26 protein-coding genes are annotated in these 24956 nt (G+C 53.5%); 20 read left to right on the top strand and 6 right to left on the bottom strand.

Annotation, left to right across the window (positions count from 1 at the left end):
* Positions 1–32 precede the first annotated feature (32 nt).
* From JMG82_RS02495 to folD, 3 genes are read right to left on the bottom strand one after another with little or no spacing between them, the layout of a single operon-like run.
* Positions 33–683 (bottom strand): site-2 protease family protein, encoded by a 651-nt coding sequence (locus JMG82_RS02495; protein ID WP_201353363.1) that lies wholly within the window; start codon positions 681–683, stop codon positions 33–35.
* Positions 673–1491 (bottom strand): signal peptidase I, encoded by an 819-nt coding sequence (lepB, locus tag JMG82_RS02490; protein WP_201353362.1) that lies wholly within the window; start codon positions 1489–1491, stop codon positions 673–675. The genes JMG82_RS02495 and lepB overlap by 11 nt, the downstream gene beginning before the upstream one ends.
* Positions 1488–2333 (bottom strand): bifunctional methylenetetrahydrofolate dehydrogenase/methenyltetrahydrofolate cyclohydrolase FolD, encoded by an 846-nt coding sequence (gene folD / locus JMG82_RS02485; protein WP_201353361.1) that lies wholly within the window; start codon positions 2331–2333, stop codon positions 1488–1490. The genes lepB and folD overlap by 4 nt, the downstream gene beginning before the upstream one ends.
* Positions 2334–2394: 61 nt before the next feature.
* On the opposite strand from folD, the gene JMG82_RS02480 reads away from it, so the two are divergent.
* The 4 genes from JMG82_RS02480 (at position 2395) to JMG82_RS02465 (ending at position 5604) form a co-directional block, all read left to right on the top strand.
* Entirely contained in the window at positions 2395–2724 is a 330-nt protein-coding gene (locus JMG82_RS02480) for a c-type cytochrome (protein WP_236579167.1), read from the top strand.
* 16 nt (positions 2725–2740) lie between these two features.
* Positions 2741–3682 carry an HpcH/HpaI aldolase/citrate lyase family protein gene (locus JMG82_RS02475; RefSeq protein ID WP_201353360.1) on the top strand — a complete coding sequence of 314 codons (942 nt, stop codon included), beginning with the start codon at positions 2741–2743 and terminating at the stop codon, positions 3680–3682.
* 18 nt (positions 3683–3700) lie between these two features.
* Positions 3701–4471, top strand: a complete 771-nt coding sequence (locus JMG82_RS02470) for a hypothetical protein (RefSeq protein WP_201353359.1) — start codon at positions 3701–3703, stop codon at positions 4469–4471.
* Between the two features lie 236 nt (positions 4472–4707).
* Positions 4708–5604, top strand: a complete 897-nt coding sequence (locus JMG82_RS02465) for a hypothetical protein (RefSeq protein WP_201353358.1) — start codon at positions 4708–4710, stop codon at positions 5602–5604.
* On the opposite strand, the gene JMG82_RS02460 is transcribed toward JMG82_RS02465, so the two are convergent.
* Positions 5598–6518 carry an energy transducer TonB gene (locus JMG82_RS02460; RefSeq protein WP_201353357.1) on the bottom strand — a complete coding sequence of 307 codons (921 nt, stop codon included), beginning with the start codon at positions 6516–6518 and terminating at the stop codon, positions 5598–5600. The genes JMG82_RS02465 and JMG82_RS02460 overlap by 7 nt on opposite strands.
* A 243-nt stretch (positions 6519–6761) precedes the next feature.
* On the opposite strand from JMG82_RS02460, the gene hemL reads away from it, so the two are divergent.
* The 3 genes from hemL to JMG82_RS02445 are packed head-to-tail and all read left to right on the top strand — an operon-like array spanning position 6762 to position 8867.
* Entirely contained in the window at positions 6762–8045 is a 1284-nt protein-coding gene (gene hemL / locus JMG82_RS02455) for a glutamate-1-semialdehyde 2,1-aminomutase (RefSeq protein ID WP_201353356.1), read from the top strand.
* Entirely contained in the window at positions 8045–8365 is a 321-nt protein-coding gene (locus JMG82_RS02450) for an AtpZ/AtpI family protein (RefSeq protein WP_201353355.1), read from the top strand. The genes hemL and JMG82_RS02450 overlap by 1 nt, the downstream gene beginning before the upstream one ends.
* A complete protein-coding gene (locus JMG82_RS02445) occupies positions 8355–8867 on the top strand; it encodes a hypothetical protein (protein WP_201353354.1) in 513 nt (170 codons plus the stop codon). The genes JMG82_RS02450 and JMG82_RS02445 overlap by 11 nt, the downstream gene beginning before the upstream one ends.
* On the opposite strand, the gene JMG82_RS02440 is transcribed toward JMG82_RS02445, so the two are convergent.
* Together JMG82_RS02440 and rpoD are read right to left on the bottom strand one after the other, a co-directional pair.
* Positions 8854–9543, bottom strand: coding sequence for a hypothetical protein (locus JMG82_RS02440; RefSeq protein ID WP_201353353.1), 690 nt, complete (start codon positions 9541–9543; stop codon positions 8854–8856). The two genes, JMG82_RS02445 and JMG82_RS02440, sit on opposite strands and share 14 nt — an antisense overlap.
* A 201-nt stretch (positions 9544–9744) precedes the next feature.
* Positions 9745–11571: an RNA polymerase sigma factor RpoD gene (gene rpoD / locus JMG82_RS02435; protein ID WP_201353352.1), complete on the bottom strand. Its 1827-nt coding sequence runs from the start codon at positions 11569–11571 to the stop codon at positions 9745–9747.
* A 197-nt stretch (positions 11572–11768) separates the two neighbouring features.
* Between rpoD and JMG82_RS02430 the strand changes: the two genes are divergently transcribed.
* From JMG82_RS02430 to JMG82_RS02370, 13 genes are all read left to right on the top strand, one after another.
* Complete coding sequence (locus JMG82_RS02430) at positions 11769–12605, top strand: flagellar hook-basal body protein (protein ID WP_201353351.1); 837 nt, start codon at positions 11769–11771, stop codon at positions 12603–12605.
* A gap of 9 nt (positions 12606–12614) precedes the next feature.
* A complete protein-coding gene (gene flgG, locus JMG82_RS02425) occupies positions 12615–13403 on the top strand; it encodes a flagellar basal-body rod protein FlgG (RefSeq protein ID WP_201353350.1) in 789 nt (262 codons plus the stop codon).
* A 190-nt stretch (positions 13404–13593) separates the two neighbouring features.
* Positions 13594–14100 carry a 3-isopropylmalate dehydratase small subunit gene (locus JMG82_RS02420; RefSeq protein WP_201353349.1) on the top strand — a complete coding sequence of 169 codons (507 nt, stop codon included), beginning with the start codon at positions 13594–13596 and terminating at the stop codon, positions 14098–14100.
* Entirely contained in the window at positions 14100–15167 is a 1068-nt protein-coding gene (gene leuB, locus JMG82_RS02415; RefSeq protein ID WP_201354154.1) for a 3-isopropylmalate dehydrogenase, read from the top strand. The genes JMG82_RS02420 and leuB overlap by 1 nt, the downstream gene beginning before the upstream one ends.
* 107 nt (positions 15168–15274) lie before the next feature.
* Positions 15275–15517: a tetratricopeptide repeat protein gene (locus JMG82_RS02410; protein WP_201353348.1), complete on the top strand. Its 243-nt coding sequence runs from the start codon at positions 15275–15277 to the stop codon at positions 15515–15517.
* A gap of 9 nt (positions 15518–15526) precedes the next feature.
* Positions 15527–15889: a CiaD-like domain-containing protein gene (locus JMG82_RS02405; RefSeq protein WP_201353347.1), complete on the top strand. Its 363-nt coding sequence runs from the start codon at positions 15527–15529 to the stop codon at positions 15887–15889.
* Positions 15886–17022 (top strand): CCA tRNA nucleotidyltransferase, encoded by a 1137-nt coding sequence (locus JMG82_RS02400; RefSeq protein WP_201353346.1) that lies wholly within the window; start codon positions 15886–15888, stop codon positions 17020–17022. Before JMG82_RS02405 ends, JMG82_RS02400 begins: the two co-directional genes overlap by 4 nt.
* Positions 17019–17777 carry a patatin-like phospholipase family protein gene (locus JMG82_RS02395; RefSeq protein ID WP_201353345.1) on the top strand — a complete coding sequence of 253 codons (759 nt, stop codon included), beginning with the start codon at positions 17019–17021 and terminating at the stop codon, positions 17775–17777. Before JMG82_RS02400 ends, JMG82_RS02395 begins: the two co-directional genes overlap by 4 nt.
* 37 nt (positions 17778–17814) lie before the next feature.
* Positions 17815–18657, top strand: coding sequence for a formyltetrahydrofolate deformylase (gene purU, locus JMG82_RS02390; RefSeq protein WP_201353344.1), 843 nt, complete (start codon positions 17815–17817; stop codon positions 18655–18657).
* Between the two features lie 9 nt (positions 18658–18666).
* Positions 18667–20703 (top strand): mechanosensitive ion channel family protein, encoded by a 2037-nt coding sequence (locus JMG82_RS02385; RefSeq protein ID WP_201353343.1) that lies wholly within the window; start codon positions 18667–18669, stop codon positions 20701–20703.
* Between the two features lie 14 nt (positions 20704–20717).
* Positions 20718–22148 (top strand): chloride channel protein, encoded by a 1431-nt coding sequence (locus tag JMG82_RS02380; protein ID WP_201353342.1) that lies wholly within the window; start codon positions 20718–20720, stop codon positions 22146–22148.
* Positions 22149–23465 carry an NAD-binding protein gene (locus tag JMG82_RS02375; RefSeq protein WP_201353341.1) on the top strand — a complete coding sequence of 439 codons (1317 nt, stop codon included), beginning with the start codon at positions 22149–22151 and terminating at the stop codon, positions 23463–23465. It abuts the gene before it with no gap.
* Complete coding sequence (locus tag JMG82_RS02370) at positions 23455–24897, top strand: TrkH family potassium uptake protein (RefSeq protein WP_201353340.1); 1443 nt, start codon at positions 23455–23457, stop codon at positions 24895–24897. The genes JMG82_RS02375 and JMG82_RS02370 overlap by 11 nt, the downstream gene beginning before the upstream one ends.
* Positions 24898–24956: the final 59 nt, after the last annotated feature.

Raw genomic sequence — 24956 nt, 5'->3', positions numbered from 1 at the left:
TTTTGAGATCGTTAAGTCAAATTATATTCAAATTATCCCAACAACAGGTTGATAAGCCAGCTCGCCGGCAGAAAAAACCAGTTCGACAACGGCGTGGCGATGACGATGATGAGCAGAATCATACCGATCGGCTCGATTCTGTTCAACAGATCGACGACGGCTTTCCAGCGGTACTCCATGGCCAGATAGCGCAGTGCGTTGGCACCATCAAGCGGCGGAAAGGGCCAGAGGTTGAAAACCCCGAGCACCACATTGTAGATCACCGAATACATCAGAAAAAGCCCAATGAAAGCCGACAGGAGGGAGTGGGGATGTTCGAACATGGGAAAGAGCAGGGCCGAAATGCCGGCGAGAAGAAAGTTCCATGTCACCCCGGCCAGCGCCACCGCTACCGCCGCTTTGAACCCGCCGTTGCCGATGACCGTATGGATGTTCACCGGTACCGGTTTGGCCCATCCGAAAAGAAAAGGCGCACCGCTGACATAAAGGAGCAGGGGAACGAAAATGGTGCCGACGGGATCGACATGGACGATCGGGTTGGCACTCAGGCGACCCGCCGCCTTGGCCGTCGGATCACCGAATCGGTAGGCGACCCAGCCGTGCATGATCTCGTGGCCGATGATCGCCACCATCAGTGAGAGTACGATGGCGGCGATTTTGACTGCTTCCACCTCATTCGACATAGCGCGGTTCTTCCCGTTGGAGGGTGTCGATCTCTCTTCCGATGCGATCCCAGCGGATGGTGTAGTTCTCGTCCCAGCTGAAGTAGATGAACCAGGGTTTTCCGACAATGAGACGATAAGGGACCGTGCCCCAGAAGCGGCTGTCGTTGGAGTGGTCTCGGTTGTCACCCATCATGAACCAGTGGTTCTCCTCGACCTTGATCGGGCCGAATTCGAAAATTTCGATGGGCTGATACCCGTCATCGGTCACCTTCGGATCGTTGTGTATGCCTGGAAAATCATCCCTGTAGGGATTTTTAACGAACAGAATGCCCCGGTAGTCGACTATCTTTTCCTTGGGGTAATGGGCGGCGATCCAGTCGTTGCCTTCGTGGGGATGAAGGTAGAGAACCTTGTTATGGAGAAAGAGAATATCGCCACCGACGGCGACGCACCGTTTGACGTAATGGATCTTTTCGTTGCGCGGATAGCGGAAAATGACGATGTCGCCGCGTTTTGGCCCTTCGGAGGCGATGATGTGGCCGTCACCGTCGGTGTCGAATCCGACGGGTATCTCCAGCCAGGGGATATGGGGAACCGGCACGCCGTACGCGAATTTTTTGACAAAGAGGTGGTCCCCGATGAGCAGGGTGTTCTTCATCGATCCGCTGGGAATGACGAAAGCCTGGGCGATGAAAAAGATCACCATCAAAACGATGACGACCGTGCCGGTCCATGTGTTGGACCAGTGGTAGAGACGCACCAGCCAGTGGGGCTTTTTCGGTGTTTCCGAAAGATCGGCCGTTTCGGTGTTCAGCTTTTCGCTCATGACCGGTCTTTCGCCGCTTTGAGAGTGTTTTTGAGCAGCATGGCGATCGTCATGGGGCCGACGCCGCCGGGAACGGGTGTGATATGGCTGCATTTGGGGGCGACGCCTTCGTAGTCCACATCACCCGTCAGCGACCCGTCCTCAAGGCGATTGATGCCAATGTCGATGACGACGGCCCCCTCCTTGACCATATCTTCCGTGATGAGACCGGCCTTCCCGACGCCGACGACGAGAATATCGGCCTGCTTCGTGTGCGCCGCCAGATCTTTCGTATAGATGTGGCAGATATCGACGGTGGCAAAGGCATTAAGAAGCAGCGCCGCCATCGGTTTGCCGACGATGTTGCTCGCCCCCACGACGCAGGCGTCTTTTCCTTTGGGATCGATACCGTAGGCTTCAAGCATCTCCATGACACCCAGGGGCGTGCAGGGGACGAAGCCGTCGAGTCCCGTCATGAGGCGGCCGAAATTGTAGGGATGGAAGCCGTCCACATCCTTCGCCGGATCGATGAGTTCGAGGATTTTCGTCGCATCGATATGGGTAGGGAGAGGCAGCTGTACGAGAATGCCGTCGATATTCGGGTTTTTGTTCATCATCAGGATCGTCTCTTCAATCTCGTTTTGGCTGATGCTTTCGGGCATTTCGTGGGTGATGGAGTAGATGCCCGCCTCTTTACACGCCTTGGCTTTCATTTTGACATAGGCGTGGCTTGCCGGATCGTCGCCCACGAGTATCACCGCCAGACCGGGGGTAATGTCCCGGGAGGCTTTGAGCTCTTCCACCTCTTTTGCGATCTCCCGGCGGATCTGCTGGGCCAGCTTTTTGCCGTCGATAATCTGCATCGCGGTTCCTTAATCACATTTTGGATAAAATCGTACCCAAAAGATGATTAAAGGGCGGTTAGTGAAGTATTGGTTCATTCTGCTTTTAAGCAGTTTCGTTTGTGCGGAGGACTCTTTCATCACTCAGTACGAATACGGGGAGATGCTCTACCGCAACCCCCGCGGCATCGGCTGCATCCACTGCCACGGCAGACACGGAGAGGGAACCGTGATCGCCACTTACGTGGAAGAGGGGAAAAAGATCGTTCTAAAAGGTCCCGACATCCGGCAAATCGGTATCGAAAAACTCAAAAAGAGCCTTGTCAGACGGTACCGTGTTATGCCCACCTATTTTCTCACCGATTCGGAGATTCGTGCGCTGCACTACTACCTGACGAGCAAAGAAGAGTAGAAGAGAGGGAAAACAGATGGTATTTGCAGATCTGGATACGATAGAAAGCCTGGTCAAAAAGGGCGATCTCGACGGAATCGAGCGGCTTAGGAGAGGACGCGGCCAGCGTGCCCGCCATACCCCGCCCTATGTGCGGAGCGCCCTGATGCTTTCGGCCCACCGGTTGAGGCACCTGAACAGACTCGACGAACTGGAGGCCGATGTCGTCGTTTTGAACCTTGAAGACGGGGTGGCCGCTTCTTTGAAACCTTTGGCACTGCGTCTAGCAGGCCTCTTTCTCGCCGAAGCCAAGAGGATCCAATCCAAAACGGTGGTGCGCGTCAATCCTCTGGATGCGGGGGGTCGAGAGGAGATCGCCTATCTCAACGGGATCCGTCCCGACGCGATCCGGATACCGAAAATCAAGACGGCGGCGGATGTGGAGGAGGCGCTCGAACTGGTCGAGGATACGATCGCCGTGCATCTTTCGATAGAGACGAAAGAGGCGTGGGAAAACCTCGGTTCGCTCCTGTTTTCGCCACGAATCGAAGCCTGCTACCTGGGTGTGCTCGACCTCTTCGCTTCAATGGGGCTGCCGCAGCGCCTGGTCCACCTTCACAATCCGACGATGCATACGGTCATGACCCGCTTTCTGCTGAAGTGTTCGGCCGCGGGGGTGTTGCCTGTCTCTTTCGTGTTTCAGGAGTACCGGGACACAGAAACGTTCGAAAACTGGTGCCTTCTGGAAAGGAAGATGGGATATCACGCCAAAGGGTGCATCTCTCCCGCACAGGTGGAGATCGCCAACCGGGTCTTTCTTCCTTCACAGGAGGAGATCGAATGGGCCAGACGGGTTGTGGCGCTGTTCGAATCTGACGCCGAATGCAGCGGTTTCGCGGACGAAGAGCTGGGTTTTATCGACGAACCGATCTACAAAAACGCGAAAAATCTTCTCCAGATGGCCGAAAAAGAGGCGTAGCGGTGTGAAGGACCGAGTGTGACGTTTCTCAAGCCGCTGCTCATGGGGGTGGTGGTTGTCATGGCGGTATTGGGGGGCTGGTACGTCACCTATCCCTACGGCTGCTTCGCGCTGCTTCTCTTTTTTCTCTTCTGGGGAGTGATCGCCGCGAGTTTCATCGATTTGAAGATGCACGAGCGCCGGTGTATCCGGCGCTGTTACATCCATCCCGAAGGGTTCGCGGCACGATGGCTGCTTTCGCCATTTGCCGTCTCCCTCTTTTTCCTGGCCGTCTCCTTTCTGATGGCGCTCTCCGCTTTTTTGGCCGTGATCGATTTTTCCTGGACAATATGGGCCTATCTGCCGATGCATGCCGTGATCATGCTCCTGCTCGCGCGCGGTATCGGACGACTCTTCTCGGCACAGGTGCAGGCGGCCTACCTGCCTCTTTTTGCGAGGGAGTGGAGCATCAATCTTTCGGCTCTCTTTCTTGTCGCCGTCGTCTTCTATGTTGCCTACGAAGGGGTTGTGCCGGCCTATCTCCATACCGGGCTGGAGGAGACACTCCGCGCGGCGACCAACAGCACACGATCGCTCTGCACGCTCAGCGACAGGGTATTGCGATTTCACAGGGAACTGGAGGCGATCGCATGGTGGTTCATGCAAAAAGAGTCCGACATGCTCAGCAGTGAGCTTTTCCGCGCAGGAGGATGGCTTCTTTTTCTTTTCTACAACAGTCTCGCGGTGCTTGGCATCAATCGTTTCATCGCGGAAGTGCTCTATCTGATCGATGGGAGAGGAAAAGAGTGATGGAAAACGGCAGCAAAAGAGAGTGTTTGAAATCCGAAGCGGCTTACCCACGCCGCGCAGATTCCGGCACAGGCAGAAGCGCTGAGCCCTCGCCTGAGACATCACGCTTTTGCGGGAAAAGAACAGGTCGGGCAGAGAGGTATTTCTGGGGGACCATCCTTCTCTTTCTGATCCTTTTCGCGTTCGCGACGCTGATGGCCATAATCAACACAAAAGCGTCACTTCAAAAAAGTCCGATGCGTGAGCCGATCATCCGAATCTCGCAAAAAGATCTTTTTGCGCGCAATATCGAAAAGGGCCGACAGCGGATTCAAAAGGATCTTCTCGAAAAAGAGACACAGATGAACAGAGCTGTCGATACGGCGCTCAAAAAGGTTTTTGCGAACGTCTACAACAATGTGGAGCTTTTTCTTGACTATCACTACTCCATCAGGGGAGAATACGCCGAACTCGGGTATGCCGCGACCGGCCACATCGATCGGATCATCAGGGACCGGCTCTTCGGGAAAGGTTTCGAAAGAGATTTCAAATCGCAGATGAGCAAAATCGAAAAACGTTACGCTATCCTGCTTCAAAGCCACGGCGAGCTGATCGGTGAGATTGCCTCCGAGGGCATCGACATTCGGCTCAACGAAGCGATAGTGGATGCGATCGGATACGACATCGCGAAAAATGTCGCGGTGACGGCGACGACCTTTATCGGCGTGGCGGGTGGAACGAAGCTGGCCTCGCGCATCGTTCCGAAAATAACAGCCAAATTTCTCTCGAAAGCGGGCGCGAAGCTGGCGGCCAAAACGACGGCCAAAACGGCGGGGAAGGTAGCAGCGGCCGAGACGGGGGCAGCCGGCGGTGTCCTGTGCGGCCCCTTCGTCTGGATCTGCTCCCCGCTACTGGCGACGGCGGCATGGTTCGCGACCGATGCGGCGGTGATCCAAGCGGACGAGATGTTGACCCGGGAGAGTTTCAGAAAAGAGATTCTCTTCGCGATAGACCAAAAGAGAAGCAGGATCGAAAAAGAGCTCAAAAGAAGCCTGGCGCAATCGTTTGAGGCCTTCTCGCTCAAGGCAAGGTCACGGTACAAAAAAGAGCCTGTGAAAGTCAAAGAGATGATTTACAAAAAAGAGTCTCAGTAGATCTGATAGTGGATATAGAAGCGAATTTTCGTTGTCTCTTTGGGACGTGGATAGTCTTTGTAGGCCGTTTTGATCGTATCGAGGGAGTTGTCATCTAGAACGTTGAAACCCGACGAAGAGATCATTTTCAAGTCGGTGATGTCGCCGTTGGGATGAAGATAGAATTCGACGATGTTGACACCCTGCATGCGCTGCTGAATTGCGAAAGGAGGGTATCCGCGCATCGTCAGGTAGTGCTGGGTGATCGCCTGGATCCGGTTGAGATTCGATTTGATGAACCTCTTCTGATTGGGTGTGAAGTGGTCGAACTCGTCTTTGTAGAGAGCATGGAACTCCCTGTCCGACATGGCGTTGCCGATCTGGTCGACGGAGGGCGGTTTGGGCATCTTTTGCACGGACCGGCTTTCAGACGGTACAGCCGGCATACCCAACGCTCCGGCGAGAGCCGATGCGGGTGTCTCCTTTTTTCTGGGCAGAGGTTTGGGTTTGGGGTGCGGCTTCGGTTGTGCGACCTTTTTTTCGACAGGCGCCGGTTTTGATGATTTTTTCGGCTTCGGTTTAGGTTTGGGTTTAGGTTTGGGTTTAGGTTTCAGCTTTGGTTTTGGCTTTGGTTTTGGCTTGGGCGGGGTCGGCTCCTGTACTTTCGGTTTTGGCTGTGCTTTCGGTTCCTGCTTGGTGGGCTTGGGTAGGGGCTTTTGGACGGGTTTGGGCTGTGGCGGTGAGGGTGGGGTCGGTTTTGATACGGATTTTGCCGGCTGGGGTGTGACGAAATTTTTTAGCGAGAGTTCGACACGTTTGGAGCCCGAGGAGGTCATCTCCTTTTTCGCCCGGTATGTTACGACAAAAAGAAGAGTCAGGATAATCAGGTGTATCAGCAGCGAAAGAAAAAAGGAGACGAGCTTGCGTCGATTCATCGGTTTCCATGGAATAAGAACGGATGTTTTATCGGAGAGTGCCGACTGTCCAATGGCTCAAAATGGAGCAAAGCAACGGCACAGGCCGATGCGGATGGCATATCGACAAAACAGTGCAAGCCGATCGTTCGAACCCAATTTTTCACTTTTGATTTTCACTTTTCACTCAAATAGAACGGTATTATACTTTATTAACTCCTTTTTGCCTATAATCTCCTAAAATTTCTGAGTGAGGAAAAAAACGTGAAACATACAAAGAGCATCGAAGCGTATGAAGCGGCGAAAAAAGTGATTCCGGGTGGAGTGGATTCTCCTGTACGCGCCTTTGGCAGCGTAGGAGGAACACCCCCATTCATCGAGCGGGGTGAGGGCGGCTATCTGGTCGATATCGACGGTAACCGCTATGTCGACTATGTCCAGAGTTGGGGACCGCTCATTTTCGGACACTGCGACCCCACGGTCGAAGCGGCGGTCATCGAGACGGCACGCAAGGGGCTCAGTTTTGGTGCGCCGACGCTTCTGGAGACGGAACTGGCCGAAGAGATTGTGACGCTTTTTTCGGCGATCGACAGAATCCGTTTCGTCAACAGCGGCACCGAGGCGGTGATGAGTGCCATCCGTCTGGCACGCGGTTTTACAGGGAGGGACGATATCGTCAAGTTCAAAGGATGCTACCACGGGCACAGCGACTCCCTGCTGGTGCAGGCCGGAAGCGGTGCGGCGACCTTCGGTGCACCGAATTCTCCGGGTGTTCCTGCCGATTTCGCCAAACATACGCTGCTGGCCGACTACAACGATATCGAAAGTGTTCAAGCCTGTTTCGAGGCGAGCGAAGGGATCGCCTGCGTCGTCATCGAGCCGATAGCAGGCAACATGGGACTCGTGCCTGCCGACGACGCATTTCTGCACGAATTGCGGGAAATGTGTGACGCTCACGGCGCGCTTCTCATCTTCGACGAAGTGATGAGCGGTTTTCGCGCTTCTTTGACGGGAGCGCAGGGATTGACGGATGTCAAACCCGATCTCGTGACGCTCGGCAAGGTGATCGGCGGCGGCATGCCGGTAGGAGCTTTTGGCGGACGGGCTGATATCATGTCGCAACTGAGCCCGGAAGGTCCGGTCTATCAGGCAGGAACTCTCAGCGGCAACCCTGTAGCGATGGCTGCCGGACTGGCCCAGGTACGCCAGCTCAAAGCCGACCTGGCGTTATATGAAATACTCGAACAAAGAGCCATCCGCCTCGTCAACGGTCTGAAAGCGGCGGCGGACGCCCACGACATTCCCCTGCAGGTCGATGTGCGCGGAAGCATGTTCGGCTTTTTCTTCAACGACAGACCCGTAAGGAATTTCGACGATGCTTTATGCAGCGATACGGAGCGCTTCGCCAAATTCCACCGCGCCATGCTCGATAGGGGCTTCTATTTCGCCTGCAGCCAGTTTGAGACGGGATTCATTTCGACAAAAACGACGGAGACGATGATCGACGAGACGATACGAAACGCCCATGAAGTGATGGGAGCACTCTGATGCCGTCGGAAGAGAAACGGTCGGAAGAATCGACATCACAAAAGAAGCCGAAGGTTCGCAAAGTCGTCGAAGGCGCCTACGACCTCTCCCTGGGCATTTCGATGGTGCTGGCCGTTCTCATCGGTGTGGGACTGGGTTACTGGTTGCGGAAAATGTTCGGCTACGAGTGGCTATTCTGGCTCGGTGTCTTCTGGGGAGTTGCGGCCGCGGTACTGAATGTTTACAAAGCCTACAGAAAGCAGGTGAAATCCTTCGATGAACTGAAAAACGATCCCCGATACAGGAACTACAGGGATTTCGACGACGAGGATGATGCGTAAAGTCGCCGCCGTACTTCTTCTTGTGGCGCTTCTGGGAGGCGGTGCGGTCTGGTTCGGTATGGATGGCAGAGTTTCGACGATCAATTTCGCGACGGGTTTTGTGAGTGCCCTCGTGGTTCTGGGGGCATCGGCGTTCGGCTACTGGCAGATGGTCGCCGGAAGCGCCGGGAGTGCGCCTCACCATCCGTTACCTGATATCGTGGAACAGATGGACGACCGCTACGATCTGTGGGATGAGGAGGGAGCCGCCGAAACCGACGATGCCAAATCGCTGCTGAAAGCCGAAAAAACGAGACTGAAAAAGAGACGAAGAGATTTTAAAACCGTGCTGAAAACAGCCCGGCCCGCCATCTCTGTTTACAGGCTGCTTGCCTACCTGCTTCTTGCAGCAGGCGTCTATTGGCTCATCAGGGAAGAGATGTTCGCGCCGGTGCCCTATTTGATCGGTGCGGGTCTGGCGCCTCTTGCCGTGGCCGCCACACTCTACCTCAGTCGAGAATGAGCGGTCCCTCCAGAAGCAGCTGCCCGTTTTTTTGCATAATGTAGCCGTTTAGCCGATTGGCCAGCTGTTTGAGGGTGGCAAAAGGGCAATTGTCGCGAAAGGTTCCCCCGACGGCGAGCTGGAAAATGGGGTAGCGTTTCCCTTCGAATTTGAGGGTCTCCCCGGTCTTCAGCGAGAGTGATATTTTTACGTCCTCTCTGTCCTCGAAACAGTCGAACATCCGGGTCAGAAGGCTGATGAAAAGATCGGGATCGATTTTTATATCGGGAAAAGCGGGATCGAGCAGCGTCGTAAAACCGTGCTGCCTGTTGATGGAACTGGTGCTGACCGCCAGATCGATTAGAGTGTAGATATTATGAAAATCGAGACTCTGCAGATGGGGTTCGGTGATGCGATCCGGCGGTTTCTGATAGAGACGGATGGCGATGGCGTCGTTGTCTTCGTATCCGACCATGATGCCGAAGAATTCGAATTTTCCATACTCCAGGTCGAGCATCGTCGTTTTGAAACCGTAGGACTGGTTGGCATAGGAGACGGCCAGTTCGAAAATCTCGTGGGCGGGCACTTCGGCCAACAGGAACTGCGCCTCCTGGTTGAGTGTGACAACCTTTCCGCCCGCATCGAAGAGGATCCAGGGATTGTAGTCGTACTCCAGCCATTTTTCATAGAAGTCCATCCGCTTACGCTCCTGGAATACGCCGCCCGAACAAAGTCCGGTCGGCTACGTTAACACTGGGTTTGCTTCGGCAGCAGGCCCATCTCGGCTTCGCCTCGTGGAAGTCCATCCGCTTACGCTCCGCAACGCTTCGCGAGTGAAAAGTGGGCAGTCAATAAAGTTTTAATATGCTTCATCCGCTCCCCAATGGTTAATGACCAATCACTCTTCAATATAGTTCTTCAACTTCCGACCCACTTTGGGGTGTTTCAGTTTCTTGATGGCACTGCTTTCGATCTGGCGGACGCGCTCGCGGGTGACGTTGAGGGCTTTGCCGATCTCTTCGAGCGTGCGGTCGCTCTCATCGTCCATCAGGCCGAAGCGCATGCAGATGACCGCTTTTTCACGTTCGTTGAGCTGGTCGAGGACATCGTCGATCTGCTCTTTGAGATCCTCTTTCATGACCGACTCGACGGGGCTTGCCGAGCTCTTGTCCTCGATGAAGTCTCCGAACCGTCCATCCTCCTCGCTGCCCACGGGGGCTTCGAGACTGACAGGCTCTTTGGTGATCTTGATGACGTTTTTGACCTTGTCGACGCTCAGGCCCACCTCTTTGGCGATGGTTTCGACATCGGGTTCCTTGCCCGTCTCCTGGAGATGCTTTCGCATAATTTTGTTGATGCGGTTGATCGTCTCTATCATATGGATCGGAATACGGATGGTACGGGCCTGGTCGGCGATGGCGCGGCTGATGGCCTGACGGATCCACCAGGTGGCGTAGGTCGAGAATTTGTACCCCTTCTTGTACTCGAACTTGTCCACCGCTTTCATCAGGCCGATGTTGCCCTCCTGGATCAGGTCGAGAAACGGAAGGCCGCGGTTGGTGTAGCGCTTGGCGATGGAGACCACCAGTCGCAGGTTCGATTTGGCCATGCGGGTTTTCGCCTCTTCGGAGATCTTCTTGCCCCGTTTGATCTGCTCCAGAATCTCCTGCAGCTTCTCCGGATCGAGATTGAAGCTGTTTTTGCTTGCCTCTTTGGTCTGGAAAAGTTTTTTGATCTGCAGGTAGGTGCTGACCATTGTCGCTTCGGGTACGGCTGCCGCGATCTCCTCTTTGGACATGTTCACGATGTTGTCGAGGATTTTCTGGTGGTTCGCCCTGAGCTGCTCGTTGAACAGGGGGAGTCGGTATTCGAGGCGTTTGAGTTCTTTCTCGAACCCTTCGTCGCTTTTGAGCGCCGTCTCCATCGCCTTGACCAGTTCGTTGATCAGTTTGGATGTGGGGCCCAGGTCCAGCAGGCGGTCTTTGAGTACTTTTTTCTTGTAGGAGAGCACCAGCTGGTAATGGAATTTCTCCTCCTCGCTCGCATCTTCCGGCGGCTGCTTCTGCTGGGTTTTGAGCCAGTCTTTCTTCGCCTTTTCGAGCGCTTTGAAGGTTTCGATCACCTTTTTGACCCGCTTGTCGTCTTTGGAACTCTTTTTCGTCGCTTCGTCGACATCTTCGTCACTGTCGCTGTCGGCTTCCTCGAAGCTTTTAAAAAGCTCCTTGACCCTTCGCTCGCGGTTGATGAGCGGCTCTTTGTAGTCGAGGATGAAGTCGATCAGGTAGGGAACGGAACAGATGGCATCGAGGATGATGTCTTCACCCATTTCGATCTTTTTGCTGATCTCGATCTCCTCTTCCTTGGTTAGAAGGGGAATCTGTCCCATTTCGCGCAGATACATGCGAACGGGCGAATCGCTTCGGGACCATTCGAGCAGCTCCTTTTCCCGGGTGAAATCGAACTCCTCCTCGAGCGACTGGTCGCTCAGCTTCTGCCGGTCCGATTCGCGTTTTTCCGCCTCTTCGATATTCAAAAGCATCGCGCGTTCGCTGGATGTGATGATTTTGATGTTGTGTTTTTTGGCGAGTTTGAGTATGTTTTTCGCCTGGGTAAGTGTCGGCTGTTTTTCGAAAAGCTGAACGATCTTTTCAAAAGTGATGTATTTTTCGTTTTTGTGCTCTTCAAAAAGTTTTTCGAGTGCCTGATTTAGCTCTTTAGCAGTCATTAAGGAGGGCTCCTTCGTGGTTCGTGAGAGTAAGACGGATTATATCCAAAAAAATGTAAAAAATCCTTGATGTTCGAATATGATCGACATTTCTAACGGATGATTAATCGTTTCAAGAAACCTTGACGGCGAAATTGTGGATTGGAACGGTTGTTGCTTTTATTTGGCAAACAGTGAATTTCGAAGCAAGGATTTTCATGCAAAACGGCTTCTATTCGGTAACGGGCGGTATGGTGACCCAGTTCAACCGTCTTGACCAGATCAGCCACAATCTGGCCAATGTCAGGACCAACGGCTACAAAGGGACGGATGTCGTCATCGGCGATTTTATGCGTCTTTTTCAACGCAGGCGCGATGAACTTCCGCTCCCCAACCAGACGAAAGAGGGGGCGAAATTCCTGAACCGTTCCATCAACCGGGTCCCCCGCATCGTGGAGCGCTTCACCGATTTCAGAATGGGAGCGATGGTCCATACGGGCAATCCCCTGGATGTCGCACTGGACGAAAAGAATCTTTTCTTTGCGGTCGAAACCCCTTCCGGCATCCGTCTGACCCGCGACGGCGCGTTCAGGCTCAATGAGCATGGCGAACTCATGACCCGCGACGGCTTCAAGGTCCTCTCCCGGCACTATTTTCAGAATCACCAGGCGATTACGGTGCCTGTGGATGCCATCAATATCAACATCGGCAAGAGCGGGCGCATCGAATACATGGACAAAACGGCGATGGACACGCCTGTCTATCTGGACGACCTGATGGTGGTGCGCGTCGACAATCTCCAGGATTTGGAGGCGGAGGGAGACAACTACTTTACGATGCCCGGCAAACGCCTTGAAAAGGAGATGAACATTGTGACGGAAACCAGCGGTGTCTACCAGTACATGATCGAAAAGAGCAATGTCAACCCGATTCGTGAAATGACGGCACTCATCGAGACCAACCGGCTCGTGGAGATGTACCAGAAAGCGATGACTGCACAGATGGACGACATGAACAACGACGCCATCACCAAACTCGCCTCGGTCAGGGCATAAGGAGACTGAATGATACGAGCACTCTACACAGCGGCTACCGGCATGGTGGCTCAGCAGCTTCAGATCGACACCACTTCGAACAATATTGCCAACGTCAATACGATAGGCTACAAGAAACAGCGGGCGGAATTTGCTGATTTGATGTATCAGACGGCGGAGTATGCGGGCACATCCACCAGCGAGACGACCAAATCCCCCACCGGCATTTCGGTCGGGCTGGGGGTGCGGCCTACCGCGATCGTCAAACAGTTTTCGCAGGGCAACTTCAAAGAGACGGGCAACAATCTCGATCTCGCCATCACCGGCAACGGTTTTTTCAAAATCATCATGCCCGACGGAACGGAGGTCTATACCCGCAACGGCGCCTTCAAACTGGACGAAACGGGAACCATCGTCAATTCGGACGGTTATACGCTCTCCCCGGAAATCGTCATCCCCGAAGATGCCGTCGCGATCTCCATCGGCACGGACGGTACCGTCTCCGTACTGCAGGCGGGACAGCAGGAGGCGACCGATATCGGCCAGATCCAGCTGACCAATTTCATCAATCCGGCAGGGCTTCACTCCCTGGGCGACAATCTCTACATCAATACGTCCGCCTCGGGGGATCCGATCGAGAGCGTTCCGGGGATCGACGGTCTGGGACAGATACGGCAGGGTTTTGTTGAGATGAGCAATGTCCAGCTTGTTGAGGAGATGACCGATCTGATTACCGGCCAGCGGGCCTACGAAGCCAATTCCAAGGCGATTACCACCAGTGACGAAATGCTGCAGATCGTGAACAATCTCAAACGATAGTTCCCGGGTTTGTCGTTTCGCAAATCGTGATAGAAACCGGTTGCAAAAACCGCACAGCTTGAATGCCTTTGTGGGGCCAAGGTTTTCGATAGCGGCCCGGGTACCCTAATTCTTAATCTTTCCGAAGTTCACTTTTGCTATAATCCGCGTAAATTCTACGGCCCGAGGGCCGGCCTTTCAAAGGACATGGATGAACGTAATTACCGGAAAAGTCTGGAAATTCGGGGACAATATCGATACCGATCTCATTATCGCGGCACGCTATCTCAACACATCGGATCCCCACGAGTTGGCGAAGCACGTGATGGAGGATGCCGATCCCGATTTCGTGAAAAAGATGCAGCCGGGCGACATAATCGTCGCCGGAGAGAATTTCGGATGCGGAAGCAGCCGCGAACATGCGCCCATCGCACTCAAGGCGGCAGGCGTTTCGGCTGTGGTGGCGAAGAGTTTCGCGCGTATCTTCTATCGCAACGCCTTCAATATGGGACTGCCCATCTTCGAGCTCAAGGAAACGGACCGGATAAACGAAGGAGATCTGATCTCCATCGAGATGGATAAAGGCACCATCATCGATATGAACAAAGGGGTTACCTACAGGTTCCAACCCATTCCCGAATTTATGCAGGAACTTCTTGCATGCGGCGGCCTGATCAACTACGCCAAGGCCGAAATGCTGAAGAAGGAGCAGGCGTGATGCGAAGCTATAAGATAGCACTTATCAAAGGGGACGGTATCGGTCCGGAAATCGTCGAAGAGGCGGTCAAGGTTCTCGACGCCGTCAGCTATTCCGAAGGAATCGAATTCAAATATGAAGAGTATCTGCTTGGAGGTGCAGCGATCGATGCGACAGGCGATCCGGCGCCCAAGGAGACACTCGAAGGGGTCAAACAGGCCGACGCCGTGCTTTTCGGGGCGATCGGTGGTGAAAAATGGGACAGCCTCCCCAGGGAAAAACGCCCCGAGACGGGACTTTTGAAACTGCGGAAAGAGCTGGAGGTTTTCGCCAATCTGCGGCCCGTGACGGTCTACGACGAACTCATCAACGCATCGACCCTGAAGCCCTCGGTCATCCAGGGGGTCGACCTGATGGTCGTGCGTGAACTTATCGGCGGTATCTATTTCGGCGAGCCCCGCGGCAACGACGGGAAAAAGGCATTCAATACGATGGTCTACAGCAAAGAGGAGATCGTGCGTATCGCGAAAAAAGCGTTCGATATCGCAATGAAGCGAAGCAAGCGGGTATGTTCGGTCGACAAGGCCAACGTCCTAGATGTGAGCCAGTTGTGGCGGGAGACGGTCGAGGAGGTGGCGAAGGAGTATCCGGAAGTGACACTGACTCATATGTATGTCGACAATGCGGCGATGCAGCTCGTGCGTGATCCGAAGCAGTTCGATGTCATTTTAACCGGCAACATCTTCGGCGACATACTCAGCGACGAGGCGAGTATGCTAAGCGGCTCCATAGGGCTGCTTCCTTCGGCTTCGATCGGAGAAAAATACGGGCTGTACGAACCGATCCACGGGAGCGCTCCCGATATCGCCGGACAGGGAATCGCCAATCCGATCGCCACAATCGCCAGCGCCGCGATGATGCTGCGATACGCACTCAATGAAGAGAAAGCGGCAGAACGTATCGAAAAAGCGATCAAACAGACGCTGCATGAGGGATACAGGACACAGGATCTGAGCGCCTTCGATGCGAAAGAGGTCTGCTCGACCAGCGAGATCGGTTCGATCATCGCGAACTACGCCAGCAAATGAAGCTGGACCGAAAGCGCTGAAAAGTGAACAAAAAAAAGAAGGCGTGGGTGGATTATGAAAAATTTTGATGTTCGAATCGCCGATTCCCAAGGGCGAAGGGCTTTTTCGTGAAAACCCTCACGCTGGCGCAGATTTACGAGCTTCAGGGACTCAAAGAGGAGGCACTGGAGATTTACAAGGAAATTTTGAAAAAAGATCCGAAAAACGGTGAAGCGAGAGCGGCCATACACAGACTCTCCGGAGTGCATCGCCATTTTGCCGGTGTGAACGAGACGATGAAAGAGTTTTTCGTCTCCATGGAGAGCGATGCCCAATTCGCCGAATTCGAACGTTGGCTCGCCGGAATTTAAAGGGAAACGATGGAACTCAAAGATGTGATACTTTCCACGATCGCAGAACTCGGGGAGGATGCGGGCAAGGGGCTTGCCGATGCGAAAATCTCATCCGAAAGCCTGAAAAAGGTGCACGACGAGATCGCGAAGCGGGCCCCGGCGTCAAAAGATGCTCCCGAGATCGGGGGACAAGCGACGACGGACGAGAGTTTTCTCGCAGAGGAACGCGCATTTCTCGAGCGAATACGGGAGCGCATCCTTGTTCTTTTTGAAGGATTTCAGTCTCCCAACAACAGGCGTGTGGAGGCAAAGGTCGATTTGACGCTGAATTTTCTCGAATATCTGCTGGCGACTCTCGACGAGCGGATCGAAACCCTCAAAAAGCCGTGATACCTCCGAACCTTCCCGAACCGCTCGCTTCGGAGCTAAAAGAGGTTCTTGACTTCTTCTCCATCCATTATCCCAATGTCAGACTCTATCTCGTGGGCGGCGCCGTACGGGATATGGTGATGGGCCGCGAGATCTGCGATCTGGACATCGAATGCTTCGGCATTGATCCCGAAACGTTCGACAGCGCTCTGCAGCGACTTGGGGCAAAGGGGGTCGGAAAGAGCTTTTTCGTCTACAAGTACGGTCATATCGATATTGCACTCCCGCGTATCGAACGCAAGGTGGGTGAAGGGCACAGGGGTTTTGCCGTCTCTCTTGCCAAGGATACGAAGGAGGCGAGCCGTCGTCGCGACTTTACGATGAATGCGCTGATGCTCGATCTTCGCACAGGCGAAATCGTCGATCATTGGGGCGGACTGGAAGATATCCGCAAAAAAGTGATACGTGTCGTCGACCCGGAAAAATTCGTCGAAGATTCTCTGAGGGTTCTGCGTGCCATGCAGTTTTCGGCCCGTCTGAAATTCAGGATAGAAAAGAAGAGCCGGGATCTGATGCGGTCGATGCCGCTGGACGATTTGACCCCTGAACGGATTTTCTGGGAATTCGAAAAGATGTTCAAAGCCCCATGGCTCCATTATGGCCTGTTCGCGATGCTGGATCTTCTCGTCGCCGAAAAAATTCTCGGACTAGGATGCGACCGCAAAGGTTTTATCCAAATGGCGCGCCACATGCAAAAAGCTCGCTCGCTTGGGGACGAAGCGATGCGGCCCTACTATTTTATTTTCATACTCTCCACCGATCTTCACCGATCGGCTGTCGCCTTGTGCGAAAAGATTCACACACCCAATGTCTACAAAAAAATCCTCTCCTTTCAAAAAAGGGTGCCTCACCATATTACCGACCGTTTTCTGGGGGCCCTTTCGCTCCGTTTTCCGATCCGGCAGTGGCTGGGCATCTATGCGGACCGTGTGACGGAGCGCTCGAAAAAACTCGGCATCTACGAGAAGCAGTTCGATCCGGGCATCCGGCCGGCACAGCTTCTGGAAGAGGGATACAGCGGCAGAGCGCTCGGAAAAGAGCTCAGACGCCGTATTCTAGCAGCCGTACGGGCCGCTTTCGGAGTGGATGGATGAAGGCGGCTTTGGCCCTTTCGGGCGGTGGAATCCGTGCCGTCGCCCATCTTGGAATCGTCAAGGTACTGAAAAATAACGGCGTGGAAATCGAGGCGATCGCCGGCGCGAGCGGCGGTGCCCTCGTGGGGGCGCTGCTTTGTGACGGCAAGGAACCCGAAGAGATCGTCGAGATGATCAAGGCCGTCAAACTATGGAATCTCTTCGGCTCAAGAGGCAGGGGCGGTGTTTTCGCACTTGAGGGCATTCGCCGACTCCTGGAGGAGAGGCTTTCGGTCGGGAGGATCGAAAGATTGCGCAAAAGGTTCTTTGTCGCCTGCACCGATCTGGCTGGCGGGGAGATTCGTTATTTCGACCGGGGTGCTGTCGGCGAGCTCTGCATCGCCTCCTCCTCCCTGGTGCCCGTTTTTTCACCTGTCCGTTACGACGGTATGCTGCTGGCTGACGGCGGCTTCATGGACAATATGCCGGCAAGGCCCCTCAAACCCCTGGGTCTGCCGGTCATCGGCATCAATGTCAATCCGATCCTGCCCAAAAAGCCGGACAATGTCATCCGTACGACCGTACGGGCGCTTGTGCTGATGATGGCAGCCAATATAGAAGCTTCCCGCCGCCATTGCCACTTCTATGTCGAACCGGCCGCCTGCGAACGGATCAATATTTTCGACTTCAAAAAAATAGACGAAGCCTACGACGCCGGAATAAAAGAGGGCGAAAAGGTGGTTTCAAAGCTGCTTGATACGATCGGTGCGATATAATCTTTCACACTCAAACTATTTCGTGTGAAGGTTGCTCATGAATCGCGACTATCGTGTCCTCATCGACTGCAGAGACGAGAAGGGTCTCGTCTATAAAATTTCCAAAGTTTTTTACGATTTCGGGCTCAACGTGGAAAAAAACCGTGAGTATGTGGACGCCCAGAACGGCAAATTTTTCATGCGTAGCGAAGTGAGCGGAAAGTTCGACCCGATGGCGCTTGAGGCCGAACTGAAAGTCGTGCTTCCCGAACGGGCGACGATCCGGCTTGTGGAACCCCGTCCCAAACGTATCGTGCTTATGGCGACAAAAGAGAGCCATTGCCTCGGAGACATTCTCATTCGCCACGAAGCCCGGGAACTCGAGGCGGAGATCGTCGGCGTCATCTCCAACTACGATACCCTCCGCTCTCTCGTTGAAAAGTTCGATATCCCTTACATCCATGTAAGTCACGAAGGGCTTCAGCGGGCAGAACACGAAGAGAGAGTCCTGAAGGAGCTTGAGAAATTCGGCCCCCTCGACTATATTGTGCTGGCAAAATACATGCGCATCCTAACGCCCGAGTTCGTTGCCCATTTCGATGAGCGGATCATCAACATCCACCACTCCTTTCTTCCCGCCTTCATCGGCGCCAATCCCTACAAGCAGGCGTACGACCGGGGTGTCAAGATCATCGGGGCGACGGCACACTTTGTCAACAACAATCTCGACGAGGGACCGATCATCGCCCAGGACATCATTCCGATCAACCATACGATGGATTGGCGGCAGATGCGAAATGCCGGACGGGATGTGGAAAAAATCGTCCTGGCGAAGGCGCTCAGGCTGGCACTGGAGGACAAAATTTTCGTCTATGCCAACAAAACGGTCATTTTTGACTAGGAGAAGCAGATGAAAAGGGCTGGCCTGTTTCTTCTTCTTGCGCTTTCACTCTTTGCCGCCAAAGGCTTCTGGCAGACACTGATAGAGGTGGAGAAAACATTTTATGCCACGGAGCCATCCATCGCGCTTCCTCTTTCCACAAAACCTTCACAGAGTCCCGAAACCAATGTCACGCAGCCTAAAAGCCCTGCCGGTATGCAAAGCGCTCAGGCCGTGCCGGCCAAGAAAGCGCCTGTTCAGAGCGGGAAGAAACCCTCTCCGGACCTCTCCCATCTGGCCGATGAGAAGATTGCCAAATTCAATCTTCTGCTAACAATCATGAAAGAGCGTCCCTACGAGGTGGACAACCCTCACAACGATTTCTACAATCCGGCTACCTCCGAACAGCAGCGGTCCAAGCTCCGCACGCGCATCGCCGTCAACCGCCAATACGGCTATGACCTGGCAGTCATTCGTGACGAAATCGGTCTCGTGGAACTTCAGATACGCCGCAATATCTACAATTTTTTTGTCACACTGGCCGAGAACTGGACCGATATGTCACAAAAGGAGATGCTGGATTTTTTCAAACAATATGCCAAAACGCTCCAGTCGGTCGATACCGCCCGATTCACCAAAGCCTTCATCGCGGCCAAAAAGGCGGACGATCCCATCTCCGGGAAGATCGTCGAAAATTACAAAAAACTGCGGATGCACTATCTCTTTTTCAGTGAATTTCTGGAGTATCTCTCCACCAATCCGTCGATGCTTCGCTATCGTTCGATCATGTCGCTTTTCAGACTTGATGAAATCATCGACCGGATCAACACGATCGAGGCTTTCGCCAAAGCCAATACCCATCTGCGCCATATCCATACCGACATGGGACGGCTGCTTATTTTCATCTTCATCATGATTCTGGCGTGGGGATCTTCCTATCTGTTTTATTACAAGCTCTATGCCTTTCTCAAAAGAGAGATTCAAAAAGAATATCACGAAACCGACGAACTGCTGCTAAGCAACCTGGAGGGCATGCGTCGGCCCTTTTTCATCCTGGTTCTCGCTTTCGGTTTCCGCCTCGGTCTGGAGGTACTTTTCCATCCCGCTCCGATTCCGGAGAAGCTCGCCATCTTCTTCTATGCCATCCTGCTTGGCACGATAGCCTATATCATAATCATCATCATCGACAGCCTCTTTTTCGACTACATGGTTAAAAAGGGCGAACTGCGCAACAAGGAACTCAGGCAGGAACTGATCAATCTCATTCTATCCATCATCAAGGCGTTGATCGTCATTATCGCGGTATCGATGCTTCTGGTGCGGATGGGTGTCAATATCACAGGCCTTGTCGCCTCTCTGGGAATCGGCGGTCTGGCCGTGGCTCTTGCGGCGCAGAACACGCTGAGCAACTTTTTCGGCCTTTTGAAGATCATTTTCGACAACTCCTTCTCCCAGGGAGACTGGATCGAAACAAGCGATGTGGAGGGCACCGTCGTGGAAATCGGCTTTATCAGCACGATGATAAGGACATTCGACAATGCGATGATCACGGTGCCCAATGCGGTGCTGGCCAATTCGCCACTGAAAAACTGGAGCAAAAGAAGCGTGGGGCGGCGCATCAAGATGCACGTGGGAGTGACATATGGCGCCGACAGGCAGAGACTGATGGCGGCGATTAAGGAGATCGAAACCATGCTCAGAGAGCATCCCGGCATCGCATCTCCCCAGAAAGTGGACAGGCAGATGATAAGCCGGCGCTCCAAACGGTCGAGAAAACTCCTTTCGATGGAGGATAAATACGGAATAAAAACGACGCTTCTGGTTTATCTGGACGAGTTCGACGACTACTCGATCAATATTCTGATCTACTGCTTCAGCAAGAGCGTCGTCTGGCAGGAGTGGCTGGAGGTGAAACAGGATGTGCTGCTGAAAATCTGGGAAATTCTCGACAGACACGGTCTCGATTTCGCCTTCCCCTCCGAATCGGTCTATTTCGATCCGGAAAATATCGGTGAGAGTTTCAAAAAGGCTGCAGAGAACACAAAATTGCTCTCGGCAGGAAAATAGAAGGCGGATAGAAAATGCGTTTTTTTCGAAAACATTTGACCGAACAGACAGCCATTTTCCTGAGTGTCGCCAAATGGGTGATGCTCTCCTCGACTGTAGGCATCGTAATCGGTGCGGTTGTCACCCTCTTTTTGAAAATATTGATCGTCGGGGAGCAGAGCCGCTCCACACTTCCCTTTCCCTACTACTACCTTCTTCCCGTGGCGCTTTTCCTGACGGTGTTCGTAATACGGATTTTCGCTCCCAACGCCGAGGGACACGGAACGGAAAAGGTGATCGACGCGGTGCACAAAAAGCATGGCAAAATCGATGTCGCGGTGATCCCCGTCAAACTTTTCGCGACGGTGATGACCCTTTTTGCCGGCGGGTCGGTGGGGAAAGAGGGGCCCGGGGCACAGATCGGTGCGGGTGCGGCTTCACTCCTGTCGGATATGCTCCGTTTCTCCAGGGAGGATCGTAAAAAACTGGTAATATGCGGTATCAGTGCGGGCTTCGCCGCAGTCTTTGGCACACCGATCGCCGGAGCGATCTTCGGTGTGGAGGTTCTCATTATCGGGGTGATTCTTTATGATGTGCTGCTTCCCTCTTTCATCGCCGGGTTCGCGGCCTTCACGACGGCACAGTTTCTCGGTATCGAATACACCTATTTCGATATCCATTTTTATCAGAGTGTCGCACTCGATCTTCCTCTCATTCTCAAGGTGGTGGCTGCCGGCATCTTTTTCGGTTTCGTGTCGGATGCGATCGTCACCGCAATGAACGTGACACACCGCCTCATCAGAAAAATCCCGCTGCATCCCTATCTGATCGCATTCTGCGGCGGTATCGTTCTCGTGGGTCTGGCCATGGTTTTCGGAGAGCGCTATCTCGGTCTGGGACTCAATACGATACGGGACGTGCTGACACCGCACCCCTACATTCCCATCGACGTTCCCTGGTACGCTTTCATCCTCAAAACGCTCTTCACGTCGCTGACCCTCGGGGTGGGAGGAAGCGGCGGCATTATCACGCCGCTCTTTTATATCGGCGCTACGAGCGGTATGACGTTCGGACATCTGATCGGGGACAGCCACGTGACGCTTTTCGCAGCTCTCGGTTTTGTCAGTGTGCTGGCCGGAGCGACCAACGCACCGATCGCCGCGACAATCATGGCGGTGGAACTTTTCGGTCTTGAGATCGCCCACTACGCCGCCATCAGCGCCGTGATAAGTTTTCTGATCACCGGCCACCGCAGTGTCTTCCCCTCCCAGATTCTTGCCATGAAAAAGTCCGACATGCTGGAAGTGAAAGTCGGGGAGATGATCGAGCATGCCGAGGTCGATCTCGAGGAGAAGGAGATCGGGCGTATCCGGAACATCAAAGAGCGGCTGAAACGGCGGCGTGAAATTCTGCGGGAAAAGAAAAAGAAAAAAATTTCGGCAATCAAACAGGAGAAGGAGTCGTAAGTGGATATCATCATCGCAGGGGCGGGCAGAGTCGGATTCAATCTCGCAAGAACCCTTTCGATCGGCCACAATGTCACGATTATCGACAGGAACGCGGAAGCGCTTCACCGTCTGCAGGAGTCTTTGGACATTCTTCCGATTCACGGGGACATCGAAGACCCTCATACCTACCGGAAGCTTATCGACAAGGAGGCCGATCTGTTCATCGCCGTGACCGATACCGATGAGGCCAATCTCATCTCGACCCTGATCGCGGATGACATGATCGATGTGAAAAGGAAGGTGATCCGTCTGAGGAACGCTTTTTTCGACAGAAGCTCTATTCGTGACAAACTGGGCATTTCAAAAACGGTTTTTCCACTCAGGATCACCTCCGAGACGGTGGCCACGCTGCTTGATTATCCCAAGGCCAACAATGTCAAATCTTTCAGACATACCGCATTCAAACTGATCTCCGTATGGGCGACGAGCCTGAACGAGGCGACCGTGATCGAAAGGGAGGGTTTTGATATCGTCGGCATCGAACGGGGAAAACACTTTTTTGTTCCCCAGGACGGCACGCCGGTGAAACCGCACGATCTCGTCTATCTCTTCGGCGACGAAGCGAAGATCAGGGAGCTTTGCCGCCGCTTCGATACCGAAACCCCCCGCTCCATCGAACGGTGCATCGTGTTTGGTGCGGGAGACCTTGGGATCTCCATCGCCAAAAAGCTGATCGAAAACGGCAAAGAGGTGAAACTGATCGAAAAGGATATGACGCTTTGCGAAACCGCCGAGGAGAAGCTGGAGGGTGAGGCAATGATGCTCAGCTGCAAATACGGCACCCAGGAGCTTTTCGAAGAGGAGGGACTGGAGTATGCCGACATGATGATTGCCGCCACCAACAACGACGAATACAATATCATCAAGTGCCTCGAAGCGAAGGAACACGGCATTCACAAGGTCGTCGCCGTCAACAACGAGAGAGAGTACTACAATCTGATGCATACGCTGGGCATCGTCGTCGTGCGTGGACCGAAAATGAGTGCCTACAACGCGATTCTCGAGTCGCTCTATACGAGCAGCGTCGTCATGGAGAGAAAATTCTGTGGGGGCAAAGCGGTCATTTTCCTCAGGAAAGTATTCAAGCAGTCCCATCTGATCGGAAAGAAGGTCAAACCCCCAAAAAAGAAGGATCACATCAAAATCTATCTGATACGCGAGGATAGGTTGATACCTTTCGAAGAGGCAGAGACGATGGAAGAGGGGGATGTGCTTGTCGGCTTCACCGCCGAGGAGCATGCGCCGAAACTGAAAGTGTGGTTCTATGGACTTTAGGAGTATCTTCAAAGTGCTGAGTCTCATCGGCATGACGCTGGGACTCTTCTTCACGCTCGATATCCTGGTCGGTCTGCTTTTCGGCGAGCCCGTTACGAAGCTGTTTCTTTTCGATCTCTCTTTTATTCTGCTCAATCTCGCCATTTTTCTGATATTGCGCAAATATACCGTCGTTTTGCACATACGCGAGAGCATCCTGGCCGTCAATATGCTGTGGATTCTCATAGGAATCGCAGGCGCCGTGCCGCTTTTGCTCTATACACCCGTTACCTTTCCCTCCGCCTTTTTCGAAGCCATCAGCGGTTTCACCACGACAGGTGCCACAGTCTATACCGATATCGAGGCGCTTCCCCACATGATTCTTTTCCATCGGAGCCTGATGCACTGGCTCGGCGGGGTGGGGATCATCGTTCTTGGGGTGGGACTTCTCTCCGTTATCAACCCCACCGGAAGCCTTTCGCTCTTCAAGGCGGAGGCGACCGGCATCCAGATAGAGAAGCTGCGGCCGAAAATCAAAGATACTGCTCTTAGTCTCTGGGGCATCTATCTTTTTCTGACCACCATCGATGTAGTGTTGCTCAGGTTTTTCGGCATGGGGTGGTTCGACGCTGTCAATCATGCCTTCTCCACCCTCTCCACGGGCGGGTTTTCGACGAAAAACAGCTCGTTGGGCTATTTCGAAAGCCCCTGGATCATCTGGACGACCACCCTGTTTATGATGCTTTCAGGGATCAACTTTCTTGCGCATCTGAAACTTTTCTACCGGGACACAAGCGGCTACCGGAGCGAAGAGGTACGCTGGTATGTCACAATTTTTCTGGCACTGGGCACACTTTTGACACTGGTGCATATCGATATCGGAGGCGACACCTTTTTCCATGCGGCAACCCATGCCTTTTTCACGATCGCTTCCGTGATGACGACAACGGGATTTGCCACGATCGATTACGGGACATGGAGCCATCTTGCCGTCGCGCTCATATTCATCGCCATGCTGGTGGGCGGCAATGCGGGATCAACGGCCGGAGGCATCAAAGTGATTCGGTATGTCGTCATTTTCAAGACGCTCTTTGCCGAGCTCAAGCGGATTCTCCATCCCAAAGCCTTCATTTCGGTATTCATCGACGGCATCAAACTCGAACGAAACATTCTGGCATCGACGTTCGGGTTTTTCGTACTTTTCGTATTTACCGTGGGCATCATGAGTGTCTATATCTATGCCAGGGGATATGACGAGATGACAGCTATTTCGGGCGCAGTGGCGATCGTGGGCAACGTGGGACCCGGTTTCGGCCATGTGGGGCCCGCGGAAAATTTCGGTTTTTTCAACGATATCGACAAACTGGTGCTATCTTTTGGCATGATTGTGGGACGTCTGGAGTGCTATACCGTCTTCATACTTTTTACATCCTCCTTCTGGAAAAGATTCTAGAACAAAAATTATGCAAACTTTATAACGCTTCGGTAGATGAGTGACCTGCAGCCGGTTTT

This window comes from Hydrogenimonas urashimensis (genome assembly GCF_016593255.1).
GTDB lineage: Bacteria > Campylobacterota > Campylobacteria > Campylobacterales > Hydrogenimonadaceae > Hydrogenimonas > Hydrogenimonas urashimensis.
The sequence above is the reverse complement of the archived record's forward strand: the minus strand, read 5'-3'. Positions and strand labels throughout refer to the sequence as shown.

Bases quoted from the DNA above. Each gene is read 5' to 3' on its own strand.
- JMG82_RS02380 (WP_201353342.1), top strand. From the start codon at position 20,718: ATGCGTTTTTTTCGAAAACATTTGACCGAACAGACAGCCATTTTCCTG.
- leuB (WP_201354154.1), top strand. From the start codon at position 14,100: ATGCGAAGCTATAAGATAGCACTTATCAAAGGGGACGGTATCGGTCCG.
- JMG82_RS02450 (WP_201353355.1), top strand. From the start codon at position 8,045: ATGCCGTCGGAAGAGAAACGGTCGGAAGAATCGACATCACAAAAGAAG.
- JMG82_RS02495 (WP_201353363.1), bottom strand. From the start codon at position 683: ATGTCGAATGAGGTGGAAGCAGTCAAAATCGCCGCCATCGTACTCTCA.
- JMG82_RS02385 (WP_201353343.1), top strand. From the start codon at position 18,667: ATGAAAAGGGCTGGCCTGTTTCTTCTTCTTGCGCTTTCACTCTTTGCC.
- folD (WP_201353361.1), bottom strand. From the start codon at position 2,333: ATGCAGATTATCGACGGCAAAAAGCTGGCCCAGCAGATCCGCCGGGAG.
- rpoD (WP_201353352.1), bottom strand. From the start codon at position 11,571: ATGACTGCTAAAGAGCTAAATCAGGCACTCGAAAAACTTTTTGAAGAG.
- JMG82_RS02405 (WP_201353347.1), top strand. From the start codon at position 15,527: ATGGAACTCAAAGATGTGATACTTTCCACGATCGCAGAACTCGGGGAG.
- JMG82_RS02460 (WP_201353357.1), bottom strand. From the start codon at position 6,518: ATGAATCGACGCAAGCTCGTCTCCTTTTTTCTTTCGCTGCTGATACAC.
- flgG (WP_201353350.1), top strand. From the start codon at position 12,615: ATGATACGAGCACTCTACACAGCGGCTACCGGCATGGTGGCTCAGCAG.
- JMG82_RS02395 (WP_201353345.1), top strand. From the start codon at position 17,019: ATGAAGGCGGCTTTGGCCCTTTCGGGCGGTGGAATCCGTGCCGTCGCC.
- JMG82_RS02370 (WP_201353340.1), top strand. From the start codon at position 23,455: ATGGACTTTAGGAGTATCTTCAAAGTGCTGAGTCTCATCGGCATGACG.
- purU (WP_201353344.1), top strand. From the start codon at position 17,815: ATGAATCGCGACTATCGTGTCCTCATCGACTGCAGAGACGAGAAGGGT.
- lepB (WP_201353362.1), bottom strand. From the start codon at position 1,491: ATGAGCGAAAAGCTGAACACCGAAACGGCCGATCTTTCGGAAACACCG.
- JMG82_RS02440 (WP_201353353.1), bottom strand. From the start codon at position 9,543: ATGGACTTCTATGAAAAATGGCTGGAGTACGACTACAATCCCTGGATC.
- JMG82_RS02475 (WP_201353360.1), top strand. From the start codon at position 2,741: ATGGTATTTGCAGATCTGGATACGATAGAAAGCCTGGTCAAAAAGGGC.
- JMG82_RS02445 (WP_201353354.1), top strand. From the start codon at position 8,355: ATGATGCGTAAAGTCGCCGCCGTACTTCTTCTTGTGGCGCTTCTGGGA.
- JMG82_RS02465 (WP_201353358.1), top strand. From the start codon at position 4,708: ATGCGTGAGCCGATCATCCGAATCTCGCAAAAAGATCTTTTTGCGCGC.
- JMG82_RS02430 (WP_201353351.1), top strand. From the start codon at position 11,769: ATGCAAAACGGCTTCTATTCGGTAACGGGCGGTATGGTGACCCAGTTC.
- JMG82_RS02420 (WP_201353349.1), top strand. From the start codon at position 13,594: ATGAACGTAATTACCGGAAAAGTCTGGAAATTCGGGGACAATATCGAT.